Here is a 20,186-nt window from a genome sequence, read left to right on the forward strand (position 1 = left end):
TCTTCAGTTTTTGCGGTGTAAATCGCCGCGTTTAAAAATGCCGCGCGTCCTCAAGGATAAGATCCGCAGCCCTCATTGCCACGGCCATCACCGTTGCATTGGTAACACTGGATATCATTTCAGGCAGTATGGAGCAGTCGGCGACGCGCAAGCCCTTTACGCCAAACACGCGGGTTCGCTGGTCCACCACGGACTTTTCACGGTCCATGCCCATGGCGCAGGTGCCCACAGCGTGAAAGCCGGGCTGCCCCAGTTTCTTCACCAGTGCCAGTAAATCATCGTCCGTCTCTGCGCTTGCCAGCGCGCTGTTCGCCGCTACCACGCGAGAGGCTAAAGGCTCCTCCGCCATGATTTTTCTGACCACTTTCAGGCCCGCAATGCTTGCACTGCGGTCGTAGTCTGTCTGTAGGTAACGCATCTGGATATTGGGCATTGCGCCAGGGTCTGTTGACGTCAGGCAGATTTCCCCGGCACTTTCCGGGTACATGGCGTAGCTTGAGAGGCTGACGCCTGGTTCTTTGCTGAAGTTCTCCCCGTCGCGTGAAAACGGCATGAACATCAACATGATGTCGGGGGCCGATAACTGTTCCTGCGATTTGACAAAAGCGGCGGCATGGCAGGGCGACTGTGCCATGGGGCCGCTGCGTCTGGTGAAATAGCGCAGCAGATTGGCCAGCAACTTTGATCCGCCATACTGGTGATTCTCTGAATCCTTGGCAGCAGCGGTTGCAACGCCAATACCAGCAATAAGGTGCTCTCGCAGGTTTTTCCCGACGCGCGGATTGTCATGAACAAGGGGAATACCCAACTGCTCCAGCAGCTCTGGATTTCCGATCCCGGATCGTTGCAGAATCAGGGGTGACTCCAGTGCGCCGCAAGACAGAATAATTTCTTTTCTGGCCGTGAGTAGCACTTGTTCGCCAGCTTTCTCGCAGACCAGGGCACTGGCACGGTCGCCGTCAAAGATGACTTTATCGGCTGCCAGCCCGGCCTTTACATGCAGGTTCTTCACTTCGCCTGAATGTTCAAGGAAGGCGGTGGCCGCGCTCTGTCGACCACCGCGCTGATCAATATTGTAGTGGAGATAACCTGAACCCACTTCACCGAGGCGGGTAAGGGCAGTCTGCTGTGGTAACCCTACACGTTCGCAAGAGCGTAGAAAGTCGCCAGTGATTGCGTACTGGGCTCGGTGTGGGGCAATGTTGAAAAAACCGCCGTCACCGCCCTTGTCGTCAAGGGCATTTAAGTGTGCGCCTAACGCGCCAGCGTCCCAGTCTTGTCCGCCATGCGCCTCAAGGCGATCGATGCCACCGGGCCCGGGGCGAAGCCAGATCATGCCGTTCACCGAGCTCGATCCCCCAAGGGTCTTGCCGCGTAACCAGACTTCGCCGGGGATCTTCTTGCCCAGGCATTCAGCCTGGTAGCGGCTGACGTATTTCTCGCCGGCTAGCAGTGCACCAAAGCCTTTGGGCATGGTGAACAGCGGGCCTCGGTTTTTCTTGCCCTGTTCTATCAGCAGCACCTGATGATTCTGGCGGTAGGCCAGACGATGAGCCAGCGCACACCCTGCGGAGCCGGCACCAACGACAATATAATCGTATTCTTGCATTCTGTTTGTCTGACTCCGTAAGTTGTCTGCGCGAGGCAATGCAGATGCAGGGCTTCCTCAGCGAGCGCTATTGTCTATTTCTCGGCCGGTTTTTTCTGCGACGCCTCGGCGGCCCGCGTGGCCCTGCGGGGACTTCACGATGTTTTTTTCCAGTGTTTTCAGTGCACTTTCGCGATTACCAATCAGGCCGTAACCACCCGTGGACTCGTAGCCCATCAACCTGGCCAATTCCAGGGGTAGGGTACGCGCCGTCTCCAGAGAGCAGGATAGATACTGGTTTTCCACCTGGCGAACCCACCCGGCGCTAAAGGCTATATCTATGGCGCGCCTGATACGCTGGGAGCGGTTGGCGCCGCCGCCGTGGTAGATCTTGCCAGAGAAGATCATGACTGAACCGCGTGGCATCTCGACCGGAAAGCAGTCTGCCTCGCTGAATTGCGCACCAGGACCTGCTGTGTGACTGCGTGGCACAACACGGGTCGCCCCCATTTCCTCGGTGAAGTCCGTAAGCGCCCACAATGAATTGATAAAAACATCATAGTGGGTAGGGAAGGGGAAGCAATCGAACAGCATTTCATCCTGGTGCAGAAATTGCGATTCCGCTCCCGGCGCGATGGAATTGATCTCCGTTAACGACAGCTGAAACTGTTTCGTGTGCGAGAACAGCTCTCGAATGGTGGCGAGGTAGGTTTCCTGCATGATCAATTCCCGCACGGTGGGGGATCGCTCTATCAGAGAGCCCAGTCGCTGGGTGTTAAAACCCAGTTCTGGCAAATGGCCATAGGGGGCGCTGTCGAGGTAGGGTTCCAGCTCTACTTCGATCCCGTCCATCATCAACTCGGGAACCAGTTGGTCTATGACAACATAGCCATCTTCGCGAAAAGCCGACACCAGCTCGTTGACGTCGGTATTGCTGTCCATGTGTTTTATGCCCATGTACGCTTTCCTGTTGAGTGAACACGCGACGCTGATAATGGCTTACCCAGGACGATGTTCTGCATCCTGACCTTTGTCATTGTCATATGATCAAACCCGGCGCGAAAGGGCTTCACTTGCAGTTGACCGGACTATTGCGCTCAACCCGGGTTGAGTTCCGGTGACGTCAAGCTTTCGTGGCTGTGGTGGCAGGGGCATGCACCGAAGGTATAGAGGTCGCTTAATGGGTTGAGCGCGATCGTCCGCTGCGCTGGCGTTTGAAGAGGTGGCTGCTCAGCCCGCTACCGATCCTTCTTATTTTGACAAAAGCCCGCTGGGCAAAATTCCCTGTATCGAGACAGCGCAGGGCTTTCTCTCAGAAACCAGTGTGACTCTTGACTATATCGAAGCCTGCTATCCGCAGCAGCCGCTTGCGCCGGGTAACGCCTGGGAGCAGGCCAAGATGAAAGAGCTCATAAAAATTATTGAGCTGTATGTCGAAAGCCAGGGTCGGCGCCTGATTCCGGCGGCGATGGGGGGCGCGCAGCTTGAGCAGGCGGTGCTCGATGATGTCAGTGCGGTGATGAACAAGGGGTTGGGGGCGATACACCGGCTGGGACAGTTTGCGCCCTTCCTCATGGGAGAGCAGGTGACACTGGCTGATATTGTGTTGCGCTACTCGCTTGTGGTCGTGAACGGCGGCACGTGGCTGCCTGATCTGAATACAGCGGTGGTTGCGGGTATCGACATTCATGCGGGGCTTCCGGAGCGTGCCAGTTGGGAGCAGCGGATGAATGCGTTGCCAGTCAGCCAGCAGATCGATGCGGCTGTGCGTAAGGCGCTACCCGGCGTTATTGCCCAAAGGAACCAGCAAAAAGGCGAGTAGGGTGTTTCACCCCATTGTGCGGCGCAAGTCTCCGGGCAATTCATTGTTGCATTTTCAATACTGCAATGAAGTGCTGCCTGGCAGTTAGTCTGGAGCTGCTGAGGTGCTTCTTGCGCCACTGGTCAGCGGCGTATCGGTTCAGTATTCCACTTCCGGATCACCTACCTCGAGGTCGGCAACGTTCCCTGACTTCAGGAAGTTCAGAAACATCGTCATGCGCCGGTCCAGTGGCTTTCTGGTCCTCAGTTGGGGGTTGTTCAAACAGCTTACACACAAGCCCATAACAGTAAGCAGAAGCATTTCTGAAGTAACACGCACGGGTATTTTGGCCGCTATTTCTCCCTGTTCCTGTGCGTCTTTCAGGTCCTTCAAAATGGCGTTGTAGACTGTATAAAACGATCGATTACTGGTCCCCTCAAGCGATGTGAGTGTGGTTCCCTGGTGCCAGAAGGCGACCCTCACTTTCCAGTCATCGAGTGTTATATCGTCATAGGGGAGCAGGCAGCGCAGCCTTACTTCCAGTGCGCTTAGGCCGGTCTTGGCAGCGACTGCAGCGTTAACCCTGTGCAGGTATTGCTCATCTGCCCACTCAGCAGATGCGAGCAGCAATGAGGCTTTATTACGAAAGTAGTGCTCCACCAGCCCTCTGGAACACCCGGCTTTTTTCGCGACAGTACGTACTGAAAATCCCGACAGGCCGTCCTGGGCAATCACCTGTGTGGCGGCCTGAAGAATGTGTTCGCGCCGTTGGTGTGTAGTGTCTGAGACTTTTGGGAATGAAGCTTCTTTCATGGTTTCGAGTATACCTGAGTGGATTCAACTTGTGATTGATGCGCAGTGCGAGGGTGGCTTAGTGCGATACAAAAAGACGAACGTCTTGACGGCAGGACGACTGTCTTGTATAAATCCCCTCCACTGACTGGAGATATCCCCGGTGCGCATTAGTTGGCATTGGTTTGTATCAAAGAGAATAAGAACTTGAATGGATTAGCTGGCGTTAAACCCGATAGCCCGTTGAGGCTGTTCCGCATCATCCTGGCGGCGTCGCTGTGCCGTTTACTGCTACTTCCTGTCCCAGGCTGGACTCAGGATGCCCAGCTAATGGATGGTATGGGCAATATTAATATCGACGTGCTCCACTCAGAGTCTCCTGCCAGCGCGTTGTATGACCTTCACTGTGCCGAGTGTCACGACAACCCTACGGGGCGGGTTCCGCCCAGGGCATCATTACGTTACCGCCCGGCTGAAGGTGTTTACCAGGCCCTGCTTTCTGGCGGTGCCATGGCTCCCATGGCTGCTGGCTTATCAGACCACGAGCTCAAATCACTGGTGAAATTGTTAACCGGAAGAGAACCGAGAGAGATTAAGGACCCGCGCGAAAACCTGTGCGCTTCCCGAGGTGCGAATAATCGCGTTCTAAGCGGCGACTGGGTCAGTACTCATGGTGATGTTCGGGGGCGACGATTCAGGGACATACCTGAGCTCAGTTCTCAATCACTGGACCGACTCAAATTGAAGTGGTCTTATGCGTATCCTGGCGGCGCTTCGGGCCCCGCCACCACTGCAGGCAAAACCGTGTATTTGGCCGGTACCGGATATGTCATCGCTCTAAACGCGGATGCCGGTTGCGCTGATTGGGCGTATCCAACCGAAGGCAGAATTGTACGAGCAGCTACGGTGGCCGCCATTGCCAGTGAGCCTGTAGGAGAAGACAAGGCACTGCCCTCGGGTATCGTGGTCTTTGGTGACGATTCAGGCACAGTGGTCGCCCTGGATGCTTCGTCAGGCTCCATGTTCTGGCAGGTTAACGTCGCCAGCCACGTGCTTGCCCGTATAACCGCGGCCCCCACGGTTCACGATGATATTGTCTATGTACCTGTCTCCTCGATGGAGGACCCTCTCACACACGATGGCAACTACGTTTGTTGCAGTTCCAGAGGTGGTGTGGCTGCCATTGAATTGAAAAGCGGGAAGCTGCTTTGGAAGCAGGAGCATATCGTTGCTCCGCTTGCAGCGCTGGGAACAGGCGCGGGCGGCGATAGCAATCACCGCGCGGCAGGCCCATTGGCAGCCGAGTACGGCGGAAGTCACTTTCAGCAGGGCCCTGCGGGAGCGTCAACCTACACACCACTCACCATAGATTCAAAGCGGGGCGTGGTGTACGCCACTACGGCGGAAGAGTACGGATTCACAGGGGCGACAGGGCCGTATTCCGTGGTTGCATATGACTTGAAATCTGGTGCGAGAAAGTGGCAAACCTCTCTTATGCCACATCCCAAAGAGCGTGCCCGTATTTGCGCGAAACTGGAAACCGATTGTAGAAACCTGTTCTCCACTGGAACGTCGGCGCTGTTGCATCCCCTGTCTGACAAGGAAGATATTCTGGTAGTCGCCCAGAAGTCGGGTGTGGTGCACGGCCTGGATCCGGCCAATGACGGAACGATTCTGTGGTCTACGCAAGTCGCAGAGGGTGGTGATTTAGGTGGCGTGATGTACGGCATGGCGTCTGATGCCGAGAAGATCTACGTGCCCATTGCAGATGTAGACTCGCCACAGGGCCTGTTTACCGGCTCATTGGCAGCGCTCGATCCAGCCACCGGCAAGATTATCTGGCGCACGCCACCCCCCAGGCCGGCATGCAACTGGAATAAAGAGAACTGTATTTCTGGACAGGTAGCGGCCGTGACGGTCGTGTCCGATATGGTCTTCACAGGCTTCTGGGACGGCTTTGTCCGCGTTTACTCCTCTGAAGAGGGTCGCCTTCTCAAAGAGATTGATACCGCGATTGAGTACAAGGCAGTCAATGGTGTTGCCCACGGTGGTCAAGTCAGCGGCTATCCGGTCACTGTAGGAAAGGACGCTGTGTACATTACATCAGGAGCAAGCTCGATACTAAAACCTGGCAATGCACTTTTAGTGTACTCACTGGATGGGAACTAACGTGCACGCAACGCTGCCCCGCCGAAAACGCAAAGATTTTATGCTTTCGCTGAGCTCAACCCGAAATTGGGTCAGCCGATTTCATAGAGTGCTGATGCACCACTTTAATAACGTAACATGGAGAGATCCTGCATGAAAAACCCTAACCGCAAAAAGGCCCTGATGGCCATGGCCGTCGTTTCCGCCGTGGGCGCTACCGATGTGGCTTTAGCCCAGCAGCAACTTGAGGAAGTCGTTGTCACTGCGCGGAAACGTACTGAAAGCCTGCAGGACGTGCCAATGGCTGTGTCGGCTTTCAATACGGCTCAACTGCAAGATGCGCAGATCAGCGGAATTGAGGACCTTGAGCGGATGACGCCGAACCTGACGCTGACCGAAACGGGCGGGCTTCAGGCTGGTTCAGTTGCTGTGTTTGTGCGAGGCATTGGCAATGACCCAGGTTTTGACCAGGGTGTTGGTATTTACGTTGATGACGTTTACATGAATCGCGTTACAGGCTCGCTTCTGGAAGTCTATGATGTGGAACGGATCGAGGTGCTCAAAGGGCCGCAGGGCAACCTTTACGGCCGCAACACCATCGGTGGCGCAATCAAATACATCTCCAGGGAACCGACTGAAGAATTCAGCGGCGGCGTTGAAGTCCGCGCGGGTGAATTCGACGAAGTCAGGGTCAGTGCCAATATGTCAGGGCCGATTTTTGGTGAGACTCTTCTGGGTTCGTTCGGGGCGCTCTACAACCAGCGCGATGGAATCCAGACCAATATTGTTAACGGTGACGAGTACTGGGATAAAGACATATCGGCCTATCGTGGTAGCCTGATCTGGAATGCAAGCGATAGCATTCGTGTCAAACTGGCGGCTGATTACAGTAACAATGACTCCGCACCGCGACTTCCAAACCGCTCCGGCGTTGATGCGGAGACTCTGGCGGGAATCGACTTTTTCTCTGCAGGCGCAAGTACTTTTCTGGCACCCGGCACGGGCCTTTACGACACCCCCAATGATAACTCCCTGCCGCGCGATGTTGACGACGTGGCAACAACGGAGGGCTCGCTTCTAAATCAGTTCCAGATTGAATCGACAACACTGGCGCTGACGGTTGACTGGGATTTCAACGACAGCTGGTCGTTAAAGTCGGTTACGGCTCAGCGAAACACTGATCACACACAGCCCTTTGATTTTGACGGGAGCCCCCAGCAGTTTATCCACACTATCAACGAGCGAGAGTTTGAAGATTTTAGCCAGGAGTTCCAGCTCAATTACTCCACTGACAACGTTAATGCGGTGATGGGGCTCTATTATCTCGACGGCACCACTAGTTTCGATAAGAACCTGACGACCCAGTACAATCGTTTGTTGGCAGCATCTCAGCAATTCAAGGACACGTATCGTGACGACCGTGAGGTGACCTCGCAGTCTGTCTATGCCAACGTCGACTGGAATATCTCTGAAGCTTTCCAGCTGTCTCTTGGCGGACGCTACACGAAAGACGAGAAGGAAGAGACACAGGAAGCCACCGTTATTCAGACGTTTTACGCCCTGGCACTGGCTGATACGTCCTTTGCTGGCATACAGGCTTTTGCAATAAAGCCGGGTCAGGAAGCGGTAGCGGCGGCCAGCCCCAGCTTTTTCGGTTGGGCTACGCCATTCGAAGAGGCCTTGACGGTTACTCGTCCTGAAGACACCTACGCAAAGGATGACTGGACGGAGTTTTCTCCCAGTGCCCGTTTGACCTGGTTTGCAGCTGACGATTTGATGGTTTACGGCGGCTACTCTTCAGGCTTTAAGTCCGGCGGGTTTCAGCGTCAAAGTGGCCTCAGCACCGCTTTCGAGCCGGAAACGGTTGACTCTTACGTTCTGGGAATGAAATCAACATTGCTGGACGGTAGTCTACGTGTGAACGCAGAGGCGTTCTTTAATGACTACCAGGATAAACAACTGGCGACACTGTCACTTAGTCTGGATTCAGCTGACCTGGTGGAATCTGTGGGTAATGTAGGAGAGTTGGAGTCATCCGGTGTCGAGGTTGAGCTAACCTGGCTGCCTGAGGTTGATGGCCTTGCCCTGGGCCTGAACGTGGGCTACCTGGATGTTGATGTTAAGGAGTATGCGTCTGAAGAAGGCGACAGAGCCGATACAACTGGCATTGGCTTTTCTCCCGATTGGACGGTTCAAGCAAGGGTCGCGTACGACTTTGATTTGGCCGACCTTGGAAGCCTGATGATTGGCACCGACGTGTCTTATCGGTCTGAGTCTTTTACCAACTCGCCTATAGACCTGACGAATACGGCAGCAGCTGAAGCACAGATTCAGGATGAGCACGCCATCTGGAACGCGATTGCCGCATTCCGCAGTGCGGATGGCCACTGGCGTGTCGCGGTTGAAGGCAAAAATCTCGAAGATAAGCGGGTGATTACCAATAGTTACGACCTGACTTTGTTCCAGACCGCCGGTTACAACATGCCGCGCACCTGGGCGGTCTCCGTGGGTTACGAGTTCTAAGTAAAGTGTGTGGAGACCTTCCGGGCCTCCTTTTGCCGCGTCCTTTTGGGCGCGGCCTTTTTATGTAGAAAAATGAAGCTCCCTTCGTGGGTTATGATCACAATTTGTATTCAGGAGGGCGGGTTTTTTGAAAAAGGTGACGAGAAGAGAAGCGCTTAAATCTGGTGGAACACTACTGGTGGGTGGTGCAATAGTGGGCTGCGGCAGTGAAGCAGACACACGCGGGGAGGGATCAGAATCGAGCCCTTCTCAGGGTGTCGCTACAGAGCTAGACAGTCTATACGATAAAGGTGCCATACCCATTGCTGAGAGCGGTTGGACGAAGACGCAGGGACTGGGAACACACTACCCCAGCCTTGCAACAGACCTGGTTACTGACGTATTGGTGATTGGAGCCGGACTCGCTGGCGGCTCTCTGGCGCTGCATTTATCAGAATTGAGTATCAACACGGTGGTTTTGGAGGCGCGTCAGCCCGGTTGGGGTGCATCGGGCAGAAATGCAGGCCATGTGTTACCGCTATTACGCGATATGAGCGTGTTCGAACAATTCCCCGATCAGGGTCATGCCTTCTTCGAACTTTTCCGTGAGCATCACACGCTGCCGTTTGATATTGCCAAACGGTATGACATTGATTGCGATGCGGTAGCAAGTGGCTACCTGAATGCGATGACGTCACAAAGTGCTTTTGATAAGTTTAAACAGTCCTCTCTGGCATCTGCAGAAGCACTAGGGCAAAACCTGATCGATGTTGATGCCGCGACCATGCATGAGATGACAGGCTCTCATTATTATTCTCACGGCTTATTGTATGAGTCAGGCGGGCGCATTAACCCTTACTTGTTTACCCGGGGAATGATTAAAGCGGCCGTAGAAAACGGCGTTCGTGTTTACGGTGACAGTGTTGCGACCGCGGTATCTCCGCAAGGGAAGGGGTGGCGGGTTCAGCTTGAGGGCGGCAACAGTGTCAGCTGTGACAAACTTATATTCTGCACCAACGCCTATGCCACCGATATCATGCCCCAGTTCCAGCGGGCGTTTTATCCGGTCACCGCTTACGCCCTGTCTACGACGCCACTGCCAGCGCAGATTCGCGACATCGTTTTGCCCAGCCGGGCCACGTTGGCGCAGGTCCCGATTGATCTCAATCCGTTAATCGTTGACGGGCACAACCGCATTGTCACAGCCTCTATCCCCAGCAGTTCCCGCCCGGCGAACGCGCAGTGGCACTTTGAGCAACACCTTAAATGGATACATAGAACCTGGCCCGAAACTCGCGATGTCCCGATAGAACTGGAGTCCTACTGGACGGGGCGCGTCGCGATGCGGGAGCGGGAGTTTCCCGGGATGTACCAATTAGACTCGGGTATCTATGGCTTGATGCACTTCAATGCCTGGGGGAACGTGATGGCCCCGCTTATGGGGAGGTCTTTAGCGCAGGCTATCGCCAGTGACAGTGCAGATCAGCTGCCGTTTCCTATTGTAAAGCCAGATCTCATCGCCAACCCGGGAAAACAGGAATTTCTTCTTCGCAGCCTGATGATTCCTGCAGCTCGCTTGGCTCAGAGCTTCGGGTTTATCTAATCCCAAAGACCACGTCAAGTTGGCCTGAATTGAGACCGGGCTCGGTGAGCGAAAACGTTACAGAGAAGGCCAGTAAGCACCGGGCCAGGTTAATCAATGGAGGAATCCTATCGTGAGAATAATATTACTGGGATGCGGTAGCGTCGGTTCTGCGGTGGCCCTGAAGCTGGCGGCTCTGCGCGGGGATCTAGAGGTTATCCTGGCCGACTACGACCTGACAGCAGCCGAGGGCCTGGCTGCAAGAATCGGCGGCGCGAGGGCTTGTCATGTCGATGTAGGCAACCCCGAAAGCCTTAACCAGCTTTTCAGTCAGGGCGATGTTGTACTGAATACGGTAGGGCCATTCTATCGAACAGCGCTGGCAGTAATCGATGCGGCTATCAAGGCAGAAATTCACTACGTTGATATCAATGATGATCATGATGTAGCCGCAGCGCTGGTAGAAGATCCAGCCTATGACAGGCGTGCGAAAGAAGCAGATATTATTCTGCTCATTGGTTGTGGGGCGACCCCCGGTTTCACCAACATGCTTGCAAAGCTGGGCGCTGACCGAATGGATAGTGCGCGCTCTATACGCTTGTGTTGGACAGTGCCTTTTCTTGTGGATCGCTTTTCACCCGCCGTGATGGATCACCTTTTTCACATGCTGACGGGAGAAGTAACCCAATTCATCGATGGAAAGCACCAGAAGGTTCCTGCCTATGAAGGAGTGCGCGAGGTCAAGTTCAGGCCGCCTTTCGGAACGTATCCTGCCTATTTCAGTGGCCATGGTGAGCCCGTCACTTTAGGGCACTTTATTCCCGGGCTGGAGGAGGCAACGATTCGTTCGTTCTTTTACCCTGAATCAGCGGATGACTTAATGCGTTTTCTAGTCCGTAGCGGTTTGGGAGACAGGGAACTCGTACCTGAACTGGGTATTTCGCCCATTCAATTTTTCACGCGATATGCATCTAGTGCCGCGGGCCGACGAGCGCTGGTGAGCGATCTCCAGGGGGAAGTACTTGGCTACGCATCTCAGGTTGAGGTCTGTGGGATAAGAAATGGGTCAGAGATTCGGCTGGTTTTTGAAGATCATCAGATGTTAGACGGCTCGGATCGTAGTAGCAGAGGAGCCCCCGACCCCACGGCCGTCTGCGCTCGATTGGCGCTGGAACGGATACTGGATGGTGAGGTCACCAGGAGAGGTTTTCTTGCCCCGGAAGCCTGTATTGATCCCGCGCCCTACATACAGGCTGTTCTCGACGAAACAGGTAAGACAATCTATGAGCAAGAGGAAGTGATCGTAAAGAGAACGTTCGCACCGAATCGCCAATAGCAGGAATACGTTGTAGCATCGCAAGACAGCTTTAAATAACGAATGACCCGGTTTAACGTTAGGCGCTGTCAGTTGGCATTCGAGTCGTGGTCAACGCATCCATTCAGTTTACTATTTGTTGGCTGAAAACTACTACTTTCTGTGGGTAAGTACTTTATGAAGACTCTCAAGCACCTATCTGTTGCCGCAGCAGTGAGCGACATTATTAGCGAAATCGAGTTGAGTGGCGGTGTCATTATAGATGGACTCCTGTCGACTGAAACAGTCGAACAGTTCAATGCCGAAATTAACCCTTTTTTGGAGAAGAAGGCAATCAATCATGCTCACCCCAACGCAGCGGTTGAGTTTTTTCACGGCCCTCAGACCAAGCACTTAACCGGCGTTGCCGGTGTGTCCGACACGTTTGTAAACCAGGTATTGCTGCACCCGCTATACAAGGCCGTAGGGGATGAGTTTCTTTTGCCAAACTGCGCCGAATACATACTGAATATCGCTCATGTACTTGATCGTGGGCCCGGCGCTGGAGATCAGTTGATTCATCGTGATCAGGATGTTTGGCCGAAAAAGCTAACCAGCGCTATCGGTGGCCATGTACAGTTTGCATCGCTGGTCGCCCTGAGCGAGTACACGGCTGATATGGGCGCAACGCGTCTGGTGCCCGGTAGTCACCTATGGCCAGGCGATCGCGAACCCAAACCAGAAGAAACCGTTATTGCGGAAATGGCGCCCGGGTCGGCGGTGATCTATCTTGGATCAACACTGCACGGTGCCGGGCCGAACAAGACGGATAAGGTCCGGCGAGGCATGCACACCAGTTTTTGTCTTGGCTGGCTGCGTACTGAAGAGAACAGTTATCTGTCGGCTCCGCTGGAGCGCGTTCGCAAAATGCCGCGTCGGGCTCAAGAGCTTCTTGGCTATGGAGTTCATGATGGGATTGCCAATGGCGAAGGCTTTTTAGGAGCGGTCGATAATGGTATTCCAGTGGATATGATTGCTGCCGGTACGATCTGAGCGTCTTTTTCACCTTCTGTTACCAGAGCACTGCGGCGAACCATTATGCAGAACAACCATATGAGGCTGAACATTACAGGAACCGCATAGACGAAGCCTTTCTGTAATCGGGTAGGGCGGTTGCTGGATATCTGGTGCTAATCCCCCCTGATCTCCAGAACTAACTTGTCCATACCCTATTCAGTGCTGGCTCTTGCCAAAAAAAAATAAGCTGAAACCAGGGAATTAATTTCGGAATCGTGAATCGTAGTTAACTATGAAAAGACGACACTTTATTGCTGCACTCGCGGCCTTGCCCGCTGCTATCACCCCGATAATGGCGCTGGCGGCGAAACGCAGCGACGCCGATATCGCTGCGCTGCGCGAGCAGTGGCAAGTCCTTCTACCCGATGGCTTCCAGCCTCCTTCGACCAGTGAACCCCTGGAGCGGACAGAAGCACAGTGGCGCGAATTGCTGAGTCCGGCACAATTTGAGGTATTGCGTGAGGAGTCGACGGAGCGCAGCGGCAGCAGTGCACTGAACGCTGAGAAGCGTGACGGCATCTATGCCTGCGCCGGTTGCGACCTGCCCCTTTTTACCTCGGGCATGAAATATGAAAGCGGCACCGGTTGGCCCAGTTTCTTTACCACGATTCCTGGCGCCCTGAACACCAAGCGGGACTTCAAACTGGTTTGGCCGCGCACCGAATACCACTGTGCGCGCTGCGGCGGTCACCAGGGTCATGTGTTCGAGGATGGACCTGCCCCCACCTATCAGCGGTGGTGCAATAACGGTATCGCCTTAAAATTCCTGCCCACACACCCTGCCTGATTATCAAACGCGTTTGACGCGCTCCTGCCAGCGTAGGCGTGCTCCTGTGGCGGGTGTTTTCGCCAGGGAAAGGCCATTCAGACCTCAGGACTCAACGATAATATTTGTGTCCAGTTCGGTCTCGGCCAGCAGGGACTGGGTGACCAGGCAGCCTGTTTCCGCCCGCCGTAACAAACGTTCGGCTTTTTCAGTATCGGTGCCGGCAGGGACGGTCAGTGTGACACTGATCTTGAAGTGCGTGAACCGGGTTGTCCGATCGACCCGTTCCAATGTGCCGACGGGCGAACATTCCAGGTGTGTCCATTCAAGCTTTGAGTTTCTGGCAATGGCGCGAAACGTCAATATATAACAATTGGCAACCGTGCCGACCAATAGGTGCTCGGGCGACCATTTATCTCCCGGGCCTCCAAATTCTAAGGGCGCGGCGGTCACGATTTCGGGTAAGTCACAGGCATTCATGGCGACGTGGCTATCCGCTGTGGCATGGGCGGAGGCGTGGTAGTGATGTGGTAGATCCTGCATTTTGTTCTGTGCCTAATCGTTGCTCGGGATAACGAGTATATCGCGTTTCCCCTGAATTGCTTTGTCTAATCACCTCTGGAAGGATAGGGCGTTTCCCGCCAGGCTTTAATTATGTTTGCCCGAAGTCTGGCACTGATACCCAGAAAAGCGCCGTTGATGTGGAAGCCGTATGCCGTATGAAAAATTAGACCTTCAGAGGTACTTTCTAGCTGTAGTCTTGATGCCCGTCATAGCGCACCCCTGCTAATAGCGGTGATACTGAAAGTACATTTCAGTAATTACGGGGAAGTAACATGTCGATAAAATCATTTGATAACAAGGTCGCTGTGATCACCGGCGCTGGCAGCGGTATCGGTCGGGCGCTGGCGCTGGCCCTCGGAGAAAAGGGTTGCAACCTGGCCCTCGTAGATGTGAACGAGCAGGGCGTGAAGGAAACCAAGCGCGAGCTGCGGGGCAAGGGCCTGAAGGTCACCACGCATGTTGCCGACGTCAGCAACGAAAAAGCGATGAAGGCACTTGCAGCGGAAGTGGCGGCAGCACAGGGCAAGATCAATCTCCTGTTCAACAATGCCGGCATAACCTACGCCAAGAGTTTCGAGGGTCACAGCCTGGCTGATTGGAAGAAAATCATCGGCATCAACATCTGGGGCGTGATTTACGGCTGTCATTTCTTTCTACCCTATCTGCGAGAGCAGGAGGGTGACGCGCATATTATCAACCTTTCCTCCATGGTGGCCTTCATGGGGCCGCCGGAGCAAACTTCTTATTCAACTACCAAGGCGGCGATAAAGGGCTTCAGCGAATCACTATGGGCAGAGCTGCATCCCCAGGGGGTGGGCGTGACGGTGGTTCACCCGGGAGCTATCCGTACGGCAATAATGGACGAGGCCCTGAAGAGCGCCGAGGATCAGAGTGCATTTGCTAAAACCAAGGCGATGGTCGACAAAATGGCCATGCCTGCTGACAAGGCGGCAAAAAAGATTCTCAAGGCTGTGCGCAAAGACAAAATGCGTGTAGTGGTAGGCTTGGACGCCATGTTCTTCGAAGGCGCCAAGCGTGCTATGCCCGAGGAAATTCACAAGATGTTCCTGCTGATGCCGCAGTAGCGCGGAATTGAGCGCGTGCTCTCTTCAGCCACGAGCTCTGAAAGACGACCACCGCTACGAATCCAGGGACTTACCTATGTCTCCCCGTGAATAGCGGGTCTGGCGGTAGCGGCAGGTCAATACGAGCAAACGGGGACCTGGATAATCCCTTGCTGACCGGGTAGTGCCGGTAGTGGCATCCAGTGTGTCACCATCGGGTTGAGGCCCTTGGGGCTGAACGTCATGTTCTGTACCTCAAACTCCATTAGTCGGTGCCTGTTGCCCCTCAACAGCACGAGATAGTGACCGGAGGAAGAGGGTTTGCGCGCAGAGATTGGGGTCCAGTTGCCCACCTGCTGTAGCGACACCACGCTTTCGCTGATCCGCGCAACGCTGGGCGTGGACAGCGTTTCGTCTGCCTCCGGTGTATGCTCAATGGATTTCTCAACGTAAAGCATGGCTTTTTACCTCCTCCGGGTGAATCAGTAAAAAGGGCAGTTGGAGAATTCTCCCGGCTCTTATATCACTGTCGCAGAGCTTCACCAAACTTACCAAGCCCTGGCCTGTCCAATTTGGGGTAGGTTTGTATGCGGTTTATGAGTGCCAGCGTGTATCACGTTTGATTTCAACCACGACCACGACCACGACCACGACCACGACCACGGCTACGACCACCATCCGGGCAGCCGCAGTGATGTCTGTGAAGTGCCGGTAAAATTGCCTAAAATAGGTGCGCAGTTTGCTTCCCGGACTCGCTATCTCGGGCCGGTTTTTACATCACGGAAGTTCAGAATATGTCCACCCAAACCAAAACTCAGGCCTGGCAAGCGCGCTTTGATAGCTTGCGCAGCAACAAGCTCTTCGAAACGCTGGTTATTTCCATCATTGTTGTTTCGGCGTTAATGATTGGCGTCAAGACCTATCCGCTGGCCCCGTTGGCAACGCAGGTCATAGTGGTCCTTGACTGGGCTATCACCTTCTTTTTTCTCACGGAAATTTCCGTACGTTTTCTTGGTGAGTCGGATAAAAAGCGCTTCTTTCACAGCGGCTGGAATGTATTCGATACGTTGATCGTTGTGGTGAGTTTGATTCCCATTGAAGACTCTGAGCTGGCGTTGATCGGCCGACTGGTCAGGATTTTCCGGGTGCTGCGCATGGTGTCCATTATTCCAGAGCTGCGTACCTTGTTGAATTCTCTGTTGGCGGCGATGCCACAACTGGCTTATGTGATGCTGATGATGTTTATTATTTTTTACATCTACGCCGCGGTGGGCAGTACCTTCTTTGCCAGCATCAACCCAGATCTCTGGGGAGATATTGCTATTTCCATGCTTACACTGTTTCGCGTGATGACGTTTGAGGACTGGACGGACGTCATGTATGAAACCATGACGATATACCCCTTGAGCTGGGCTTTCTACCTCAGTTTTATTTTTCTCTCTGCGTTTGCTTTCTTGAATATGATCATTGGTATTGTGGTCAATGTTCTGGAGGAGGAGCACCAGCGGCAGGCGAAGGAAGAGGCGCGGGCAGCCGGCGAGCCCACGCTGACTGAACTGCGCGACGAAATTCGCGGGCTGAAGGTGTTGCTTGAGTCGCGCCGGCACTAAACCGCGTTGCGCAGTTGGGTTGGCGCTTGCATAATCACCTGATGAAGAAGTTGCTGATATTTTGCGCGATGTTGGGTGTTGTCTCGGGTGCCATGGCGCAGGAGCTGACCCCACGTGCCTATTGGCCGGCACCGCAGGGTACCCAGGTGCTAACGGTCGGTATAGTGCATACAGACGGGGATATTGTGCCAGACCCCTCCCTGCCGCTCACCGGCATCGACTCCAGTATCACCTCCGGGGTGCTCGGCTATCTAAACACGCTGGACCTGTTTGGGCGCACCGCATTTATTATCCTGGAGCAGGCTTATTCCAATGGCGAAACTAACGCCAGGGTGGGTGACATTGGCGAACTCCAGCGTGATTACCAGGGACGTGGTGACTTCGCTGCCACACTGGCGGTTAACCTTATGGGTGCGCCGACGATGAACCGGGAGGAATTTGCGGAACTGCGTCGCAATCCACGGCCTATCCTCGGGGCAAGCGTAAAGGTCGTGGCACCTACAGGCGAGTACGAAAAAGACAGAGTGGTGAATGTAGGCGGCAACCGCTGGGCCGCCAAGTTTGAGCTCGGTTACGTCACTGTATTGAAGCCAAAATGGCTGCTGGAAGTAGAGGCAGGTGTTTGGGTATTTGATGACAATGACGACTTTCTGGGCATGACCCGTAAGCAAGGGTCGATCAAGTCATTGGAACTGCACCTTGTGCGTCGCTTCTCGCCGGGCTTCTGGGCCTCGCTGGATGTTAACGGCTATCGCGGTGGGCAAAGCTCGGTAGGGGGGCAACGGCGAAACGACCTGCAGCGGGATTCCAAGCTGGGCGCCACCCTGGTATTCCCCATTGCCCGCAAGCATGCTGTTAAGGTTGCGTACTCCACGGGGTCGATCAACAACAGCGATGAGGACTTCAACCTCTACCAGGTCAGCTACCAGCGCCTGTTCTGACCGTCTTGTTCGCTTTACTTCGTATATTCACCTAGACGTTGAAACGGAAGTGTATAACGTCTCCATCCTGCACCACGTAGTCCTTGCCTTCGAGGCGCCAGCGCCCCGCGTCCTTGGCGCCCTGTTCACCCTTGTGTTGAATAAAGTCGTCGTAGGAGACGATTTCGGCGCGAATAAAGCCTTTCTGGAAGTCAGTATGAATAACGGCCGCTGCCTCCGGAGCAGTTGCGCCGACTTTTACTGTCCACGCGCGAACCTCTTTCTCTCCTGCGGTGAAGTAGGTCTGCAGGTTGAGTAGTTCATAGCCGGCGCGGATAACCCGGTTGAGTCCCGGTTCTGTCATGCCCAGATCGGCAAGGAACTCATCACGTTCATCATCATCCAGCTCAACAATTTCCGATTCCAGTTTATTGCAGATCACCACTACCACAGCGTTTTCTTCTTCTGCGATGCGGTGCACCACATCAAGATGTGGATTGTCTTCGAAGCCATCCTCATCTACGTTGGCGATATACATGGTGGGTTTGACGGTCAGCAGGAACAGTTGCTTCAGCAACGCCTGCTCATTTTTATCCAGGTCAAGAGCACGAACCGGCTTGGCCTCATTCAGGTGCGGCAGGAGTTTATTCTCCAGCAGAGCCTTCATGGCAACCGCTTCCTTATCTCCGCTCTTGGCGATGCGGACCACCTTTTGTAGCTGCTTCTCGCAGCTGTCCAGGTCGGCCAGTGCCAGCTCTGTGTTGATGATTTCTATGTCCGCTGCGGGATCAATCTGATTAGCCACATGAATGACATTGTCGTCGTCAAAGCAGCGCACCACGTGAGCGATGGCATCGGTCTCGCGGATATTGGCCAGAAACTGGTTGCCCAGACCTTCGCCCTTCGAAGCCCCGGCTACCAGCCCGGCGATATCGACAAACTCCATGGTGGTGGCAACTTCGCGCTCTGGTTTGACGATTGCGGCTATCTTGTCCTGACGGGGATCGGGGATGGGCACGATTCCGGCATTGGGTTCAATGGTACAGAAGGGGAAGTTCTCGGCGTCGATTCCGGCTTTGGTGAGCGCGTTGAACAGGGTGGATTTGCCCACGTTGGGCAGGCCGACGATTCCGCATTTGAAACCCATTAGATAATCCTTTGAGAAGGCAGTCAGGCTGCCTGGAAACTATGTAAACGGGTCATCGCCTTGGTCAGGTCGCCATCAAGTAACAGCGGCAGGGCGGCAATGGCCTCGTCAATACTCGCGTCAATGCGCTCGCGATCAACCTGTGATGGTCGGCTGAGCACATAACCAGACACTTTAGAAGCGTGCCCGGGGTGATCTATGCCAATACGCAAACGAAGAAAGTTCTTGTTGTTTCCCAGCGCGGGGACTATGTCGCGCAGGCCGTTGTGCCCGCCGTGTCCACCGCCTTGCTTGAAACGGGCAGTGCCCGTTGGAATGTCCAACTCGTCATGCGCGATGAGGATTTCATCCGGCGCAATCTTGAAAAAGTTGGCCACCGCTGCGACGGACTTGCCGGAGCGATTCATAAACGTAGTGGGGATTAGCAGGCGCAAATCGTGCCCCGCAAAAGTTATACGTGCAGACAGTCCAAAAAACTTGCTTTCAACTTGCAAGGTGGAGGAACACTGGCGCGCCAGTGCTTCCACGAAATCGGCACCCGCGTTGTGCCGGGTGCCCCGGTATTCACTACCGGGGTTCCCCAGGCCGGCGATCAGCTTGATCGCTGTCAACGCGGGTGCCGCATGGCGAGGAACTAGTCCTCGCTGTCGTCTTCGGCGGCTTCATCTTCGCCGGCGTCATCAGCCACGACTTCCTCATCTTCGTCTGTGGAGCCACCTTTCGGCGCGATCACGGACGCGATGGCGAGGTCGTGGTCTTCACCCAGTGCCAGAGCGGTGGAAGTTACACCCTCAGGCAGGGTGATGTCGGACAGGTGAACAATCTGGCCGATCTCGACATCAAGCATATCCACCTCGATGTACTCGGGGATAGCTGCGGGCAGACATGATACTTCGATATCGGTCGCCTGGTGCTGGATGATGCCGCCTTCGATCTTGACGCCCTTGCAGGTTTCTTCATTGAGGAAGTGAATGGGCACGTTTACCTTCAGCGCCACCTTGGCAGATACGCGCAGAAAATCAGCGTGCATCACGTAGTTCTTGGCGGGGTGACGTTGCAGGTCCTTGAGAATAGCCTGCTGGTCTTCACCGCCAACCTTCACTGAGAGTACGTGAGAGTAGAAGGCCTCATTTTCCAGCGACTTTTCCAGATCCTTGCGGATGATGGTCAGCGGCTGGGGGTCTTTGTCACCACCGTAGATGATGGCGGGGATTTTATCCGCGAAACGACGCAGGCGGCGGCTCGCACCTTTCCCCATGTCCTCGCGCAGTTCGGCGTGTACTTCAAATTGGTCTGACATCGTCGGACTCCTTTGATTTTCGTTACAACAC

At 54.5% G+C, this 20,186-nt stretch carries 18 protein-coding genes; 10 read left to right on the forward strand and 8 right to left on the reverse strand.

The genetic code is table 11. The annotated features are described in order from the left end of the window. Nucleotides 1-31 precede the first annotated feature (31 nt). Entirely contained in the window at nucleotides 32-1,609 is a 1,578-nt protein-coding gene (locus C0039_RS16900; protein WP_101518750.1) for a GMC family oxidoreductase, read from the reverse strand. 57 nt (nucleotides 1,610-1,666) lie between these two features. Then, nucleotides 1,667-2,545, reverse strand: coding sequence for a phytanoyl-CoA dioxygenase family protein (locus C0039_RS16905; RefSeq protein WP_075998728.1), 879 nt, complete (start codon nucleotides 2,543-2,545; stop codon nucleotides 1,667-1,669). A 367-nt stretch (nucleotides 2,546-2,912) separates the two neighbouring features. Between C0039_RS16905 and C0039_RS16910 the strand changes: the two genes are divergently transcribed. Continuing rightward, nucleotides 2,913-3,410, forward strand: coding sequence for a glutathione S-transferase family protein (locus C0039_RS16910; protein ID WP_207796477.1), 498 nt, complete (start codon nucleotides 2,913-2,915; stop codon nucleotides 3,408-3,410). A 138-nt stretch (nucleotides 3,411-3,548) separates the two neighbouring features. Here the strand turns inward: C0039_RS16910 and C0039_RS16915 are convergent, their stop codons facing one another. Beyond that, entirely contained in the window at nucleotides 3,549-4,202 is a 654-nt protein-coding gene (locus C0039_RS16915; RefSeq protein WP_075998726.1) for a TetR/AcrR family transcriptional regulator, read from the reverse strand. Nucleotides 4,203-4,388: 186 nt separating this feature from the next. Here C0039_RS16915 and C0039_RS16920 point away from each other — a divergent pair, with 186 nt between their 5' ends. From C0039_RS16920 to msrB, 6 genes are all read left to right on the forward strand, one after another. Continuing rightward, nucleotides 4,389-6,350: an outer membrane protein assembly factor BamB family protein gene (locus C0039_RS16920; RefSeq protein WP_133126041.1), complete on the forward strand. Its 1,962-nt coding sequence runs from the start codon at nucleotides 4,389-4,391 to the stop codon at nucleotides 6,348-6,350. 132 nt (nucleotides 6,351-6,482) lie between these two features. Next, the gene (locus tag C0039_RS16925; RefSeq protein ID WP_075998724.1) at nucleotides 6,483-8,852 is read left to right on the forward strand and encodes a TonB-dependent receptor; all 2,370 of its coding nucleotides are present in this window, start codon (nucleotides 6,483-6,485) and stop codon (nucleotides 8,850-8,852) included. 136 nt (nucleotides 8,853-8,988) lie between these two features. Then, the gene (locus C0039_RS16930) at nucleotides 8,989-10,434 is read left to right on the forward strand and encodes an FAD-dependent oxidoreductase (protein WP_165787175.1); all 1,446 of its coding nucleotides are present in this window, start codon (nucleotides 8,989-8,991) and stop codon (nucleotides 10,432-10,434) included. Nucleotides 10,435-10,546: 112 nt separating this feature from the next. Further along, nucleotides 10,547-11,749 (forward strand): saccharopine dehydrogenase family protein, encoded by a 1,203-nt coding sequence (locus tag C0039_RS16935; protein ID WP_165787171.1) that lies wholly within the window; start codon nucleotides 10,547-10,549, stop codon nucleotides 11,747-11,749. A gap of 156 nt (nucleotides 11,750-11,905) precedes the next feature. Continuing rightward, the gene (locus C0039_RS16940) at nucleotides 11,906-12,760 is read left to right on the forward strand and encodes a phytanoyl-CoA dioxygenase family protein (protein ID WP_101518753.1); all 855 of its coding nucleotides are present in this window, start codon (nucleotides 11,906-11,908) and stop codon (nucleotides 12,758-12,760) included. Nucleotides 12,761-13,016: 256 nt separating this feature from the next. After that, nucleotides 13,017-13,571, forward strand: coding sequence for a peptide-methionine (R)-S-oxide reductase MsrB (gene msrB / locus C0039_RS16945; RefSeq protein ID WP_101518754.1), 555 nt, complete (start codon nucleotides 13,017-13,019; stop codon nucleotides 13,569-13,571). An 84-nt stretch (nucleotides 13,572-13,655) separates the two neighbouring features. On the opposite strand, the gene C0039_RS16950 is transcribed toward msrB, so the two are convergent. Then, nucleotides 13,656-14,093, reverse strand: coding sequence for an OsmC family protein (locus C0039_RS16950; protein WP_075998720.1), 438 nt, complete (start codon nucleotides 14,091-14,093; stop codon nucleotides 13,656-13,658). A 293-nt stretch (nucleotides 14,094-14,386) separates the two neighbouring features. Here C0039_RS16950 and C0039_RS16955 point away from each other — a divergent pair, with 293 nt between their 5' ends. Then, nucleotides 14,387-15,199: an SDR family NAD(P)-dependent oxidoreductase gene (locus C0039_RS16955; RefSeq protein WP_198171760.1), complete on the forward strand. Its 813-nt coding sequence runs from the start codon at nucleotides 14,387-14,389 to the stop codon at nucleotides 15,197-15,199. 116 nt (nucleotides 15,200-15,315) lie between these two features. On the opposite strand, the gene C0039_RS16960 is transcribed toward C0039_RS16955, so the two are convergent. Next, on the reverse strand, nucleotides 15,316-15,636 hold the full coding sequence (locus C0039_RS16960; protein WP_075998719.1) for a DUF551 domain-containing protein: 321 nt from the start codon (nucleotides 15,634-15,636) through the stop codon (nucleotides 15,316-15,318). Nucleotides 15,637-15,972: 336 nt separating this feature from the next. On the opposite strand from C0039_RS16960, the gene C0039_RS16965 reads away from it, so the two are divergent. Further along, a complete protein-coding gene (locus tag C0039_RS16965; protein WP_075998717.1) occupies nucleotides 15,973-16,788 on the forward strand; it encodes an ion transporter in 816 nt (271 codons plus the stop codon). A 41-nt stretch (nucleotides 16,789-16,829) separates the two neighbouring features. Next, entirely contained in the window at nucleotides 16,830-17,729 is a 900-nt protein-coding gene (locus C0039_RS16970) for a transporter (RefSeq protein WP_076002075.1), read from the forward strand. A 31-nt stretch (nucleotides 17,730-17,760) separates the two neighbouring features. Here C0039_RS16970 and ychF read toward each other — a convergent pair whose 3' ends face one another. Genes ychF through C0039_RS16985 form a run of 3 tightly spaced genes read right to left on the reverse strand, consistent with a single transcriptional unit; the run spans nucleotide 17,761 to nucleotide 20,155 of the window. Continuing rightward, on the reverse strand, nucleotides 17,761-18,855 hold the full coding sequence (gene ychF, locus C0039_RS16975; protein WP_101518755.1) for a redox-regulated ATPase YchF: 1,095 nt from the start codon (nucleotides 18,853-18,855) through the stop codon (nucleotides 17,761-17,763). 23 nt (nucleotides 18,856-18,878) lie between these two features. Further along, entirely contained in the window at nucleotides 18,879-19,466 is a 588-nt protein-coding gene (gene pth / locus C0039_RS16980; protein ID WP_075998715.1) for an aminoacyl-tRNA hydrolase, read from the reverse strand. A 23-nt stretch (nucleotides 19,467-19,489) separates the two neighbouring features. After that, nucleotides 19,490-20,155 (reverse strand): 50S ribosomal protein L25/general stress protein Ctc, encoded by a 666-nt coding sequence (locus C0039_RS16985; protein WP_075998714.1) that lies wholly within the window; start codon nucleotides 20,153-20,155, stop codon nucleotides 19,490-19,492. Nucleotides 20,156-20,186 lie beyond the last annotated feature (31 nt).

Source organism: Pseudohalioglobus lutimaris, from assembly GCF_002866825.1.
GTDB lineage: Bacteria > Pseudomonadota > Gammaproteobacteria > Pseudomonadales > Halieaceae > Halioglobus > Halioglobus lutimaris.

Excerpts from the sequence above, each read along its gene's own strand:
- C0039_RS16940 (WP_101518753.1), top strand. The coding sequence starts at position 11,906 with ATGAAGACTCTCAAGCACCTATCTGTTGCCGCAGCAGTGAGCGACATT.
- C0039_RS16900 (WP_101518750.1), bottom strand. The coding sequence starts at position 1,609 with ATGCAAGAATACGATTATATTGTCGTTGGTGCCGGCTCCGCAGGGTGT.
- C0039_RS16925 (WP_075998724.1), top strand. The coding sequence starts at position 6,483 with ATGAAAAACCCTAACCGCAAAAAGGCCCTGATGGCCATGGCCGTCGTT.
- C0039_RS16955 (WP_198171760.1), top strand. The coding sequence starts at position 14,387 with ATGTCGATAAAATCATTTGATAACAAGGTCGCTGTGATCACCGGCGCT.
- C0039_RS16970 (WP_076002075.1), top strand. The coding sequence starts at position 16,830 with ATGAAGAAGTTGCTGATATTTTGCGCGATGTTGGGTGTTGTCTCGGGT.
- C0039_RS16905 (WP_075998728.1), bottom strand. The coding sequence starts at position 2,545 with ATGGGCATAAAACACATGGACAGCAATACCGACGTCAACGAGCTGGTG.
- C0039_RS16965 (WP_075998717.1), top strand. The coding sequence starts at position 15,973 with ATGTCCACCCAAACCAAAACTCAGGCCTGGCAAGCGCGCTTTGATAGC.
- ychF (WP_101518755.1), bottom strand. The coding sequence starts at position 18,855 with ATGGGTTTCAAATGCGGAATCGTCGGCCTGCCCAACGTGGGCAAATCC.
- C0039_RS16960 (WP_075998719.1), bottom strand. The coding sequence starts at position 15,636 with ATGCTTTACGTTGAGAAATCCATTGAGCATACACCGGAGGCAGACGAA.
- C0039_RS16950 (WP_075998720.1), bottom strand. The coding sequence starts at position 14,093 with ATGCAGGATCTACCACATCACTACCACGCCTCCGCCCATGCCACAGCG.
- C0039_RS16915 (WP_075998726.1), bottom strand. The coding sequence starts at position 4,202 with ATGAAAGAAGCTTCATTCCCAAAAGTCTCAGACACTACACACCAACGG.
- msrB (WP_101518754.1), top strand. The coding sequence starts at position 13,017 with ATGAAAAGACGACACTTTATTGCTGCACTCGCGGCCTTGCCCGCTGCT.
- C0039_RS16985 (WP_075998714.1), bottom strand. The coding sequence starts at position 20,155 with ATGTCAGACCAATTTGAAGTACACGCCGAACTGCGCGAGGACATGGGG.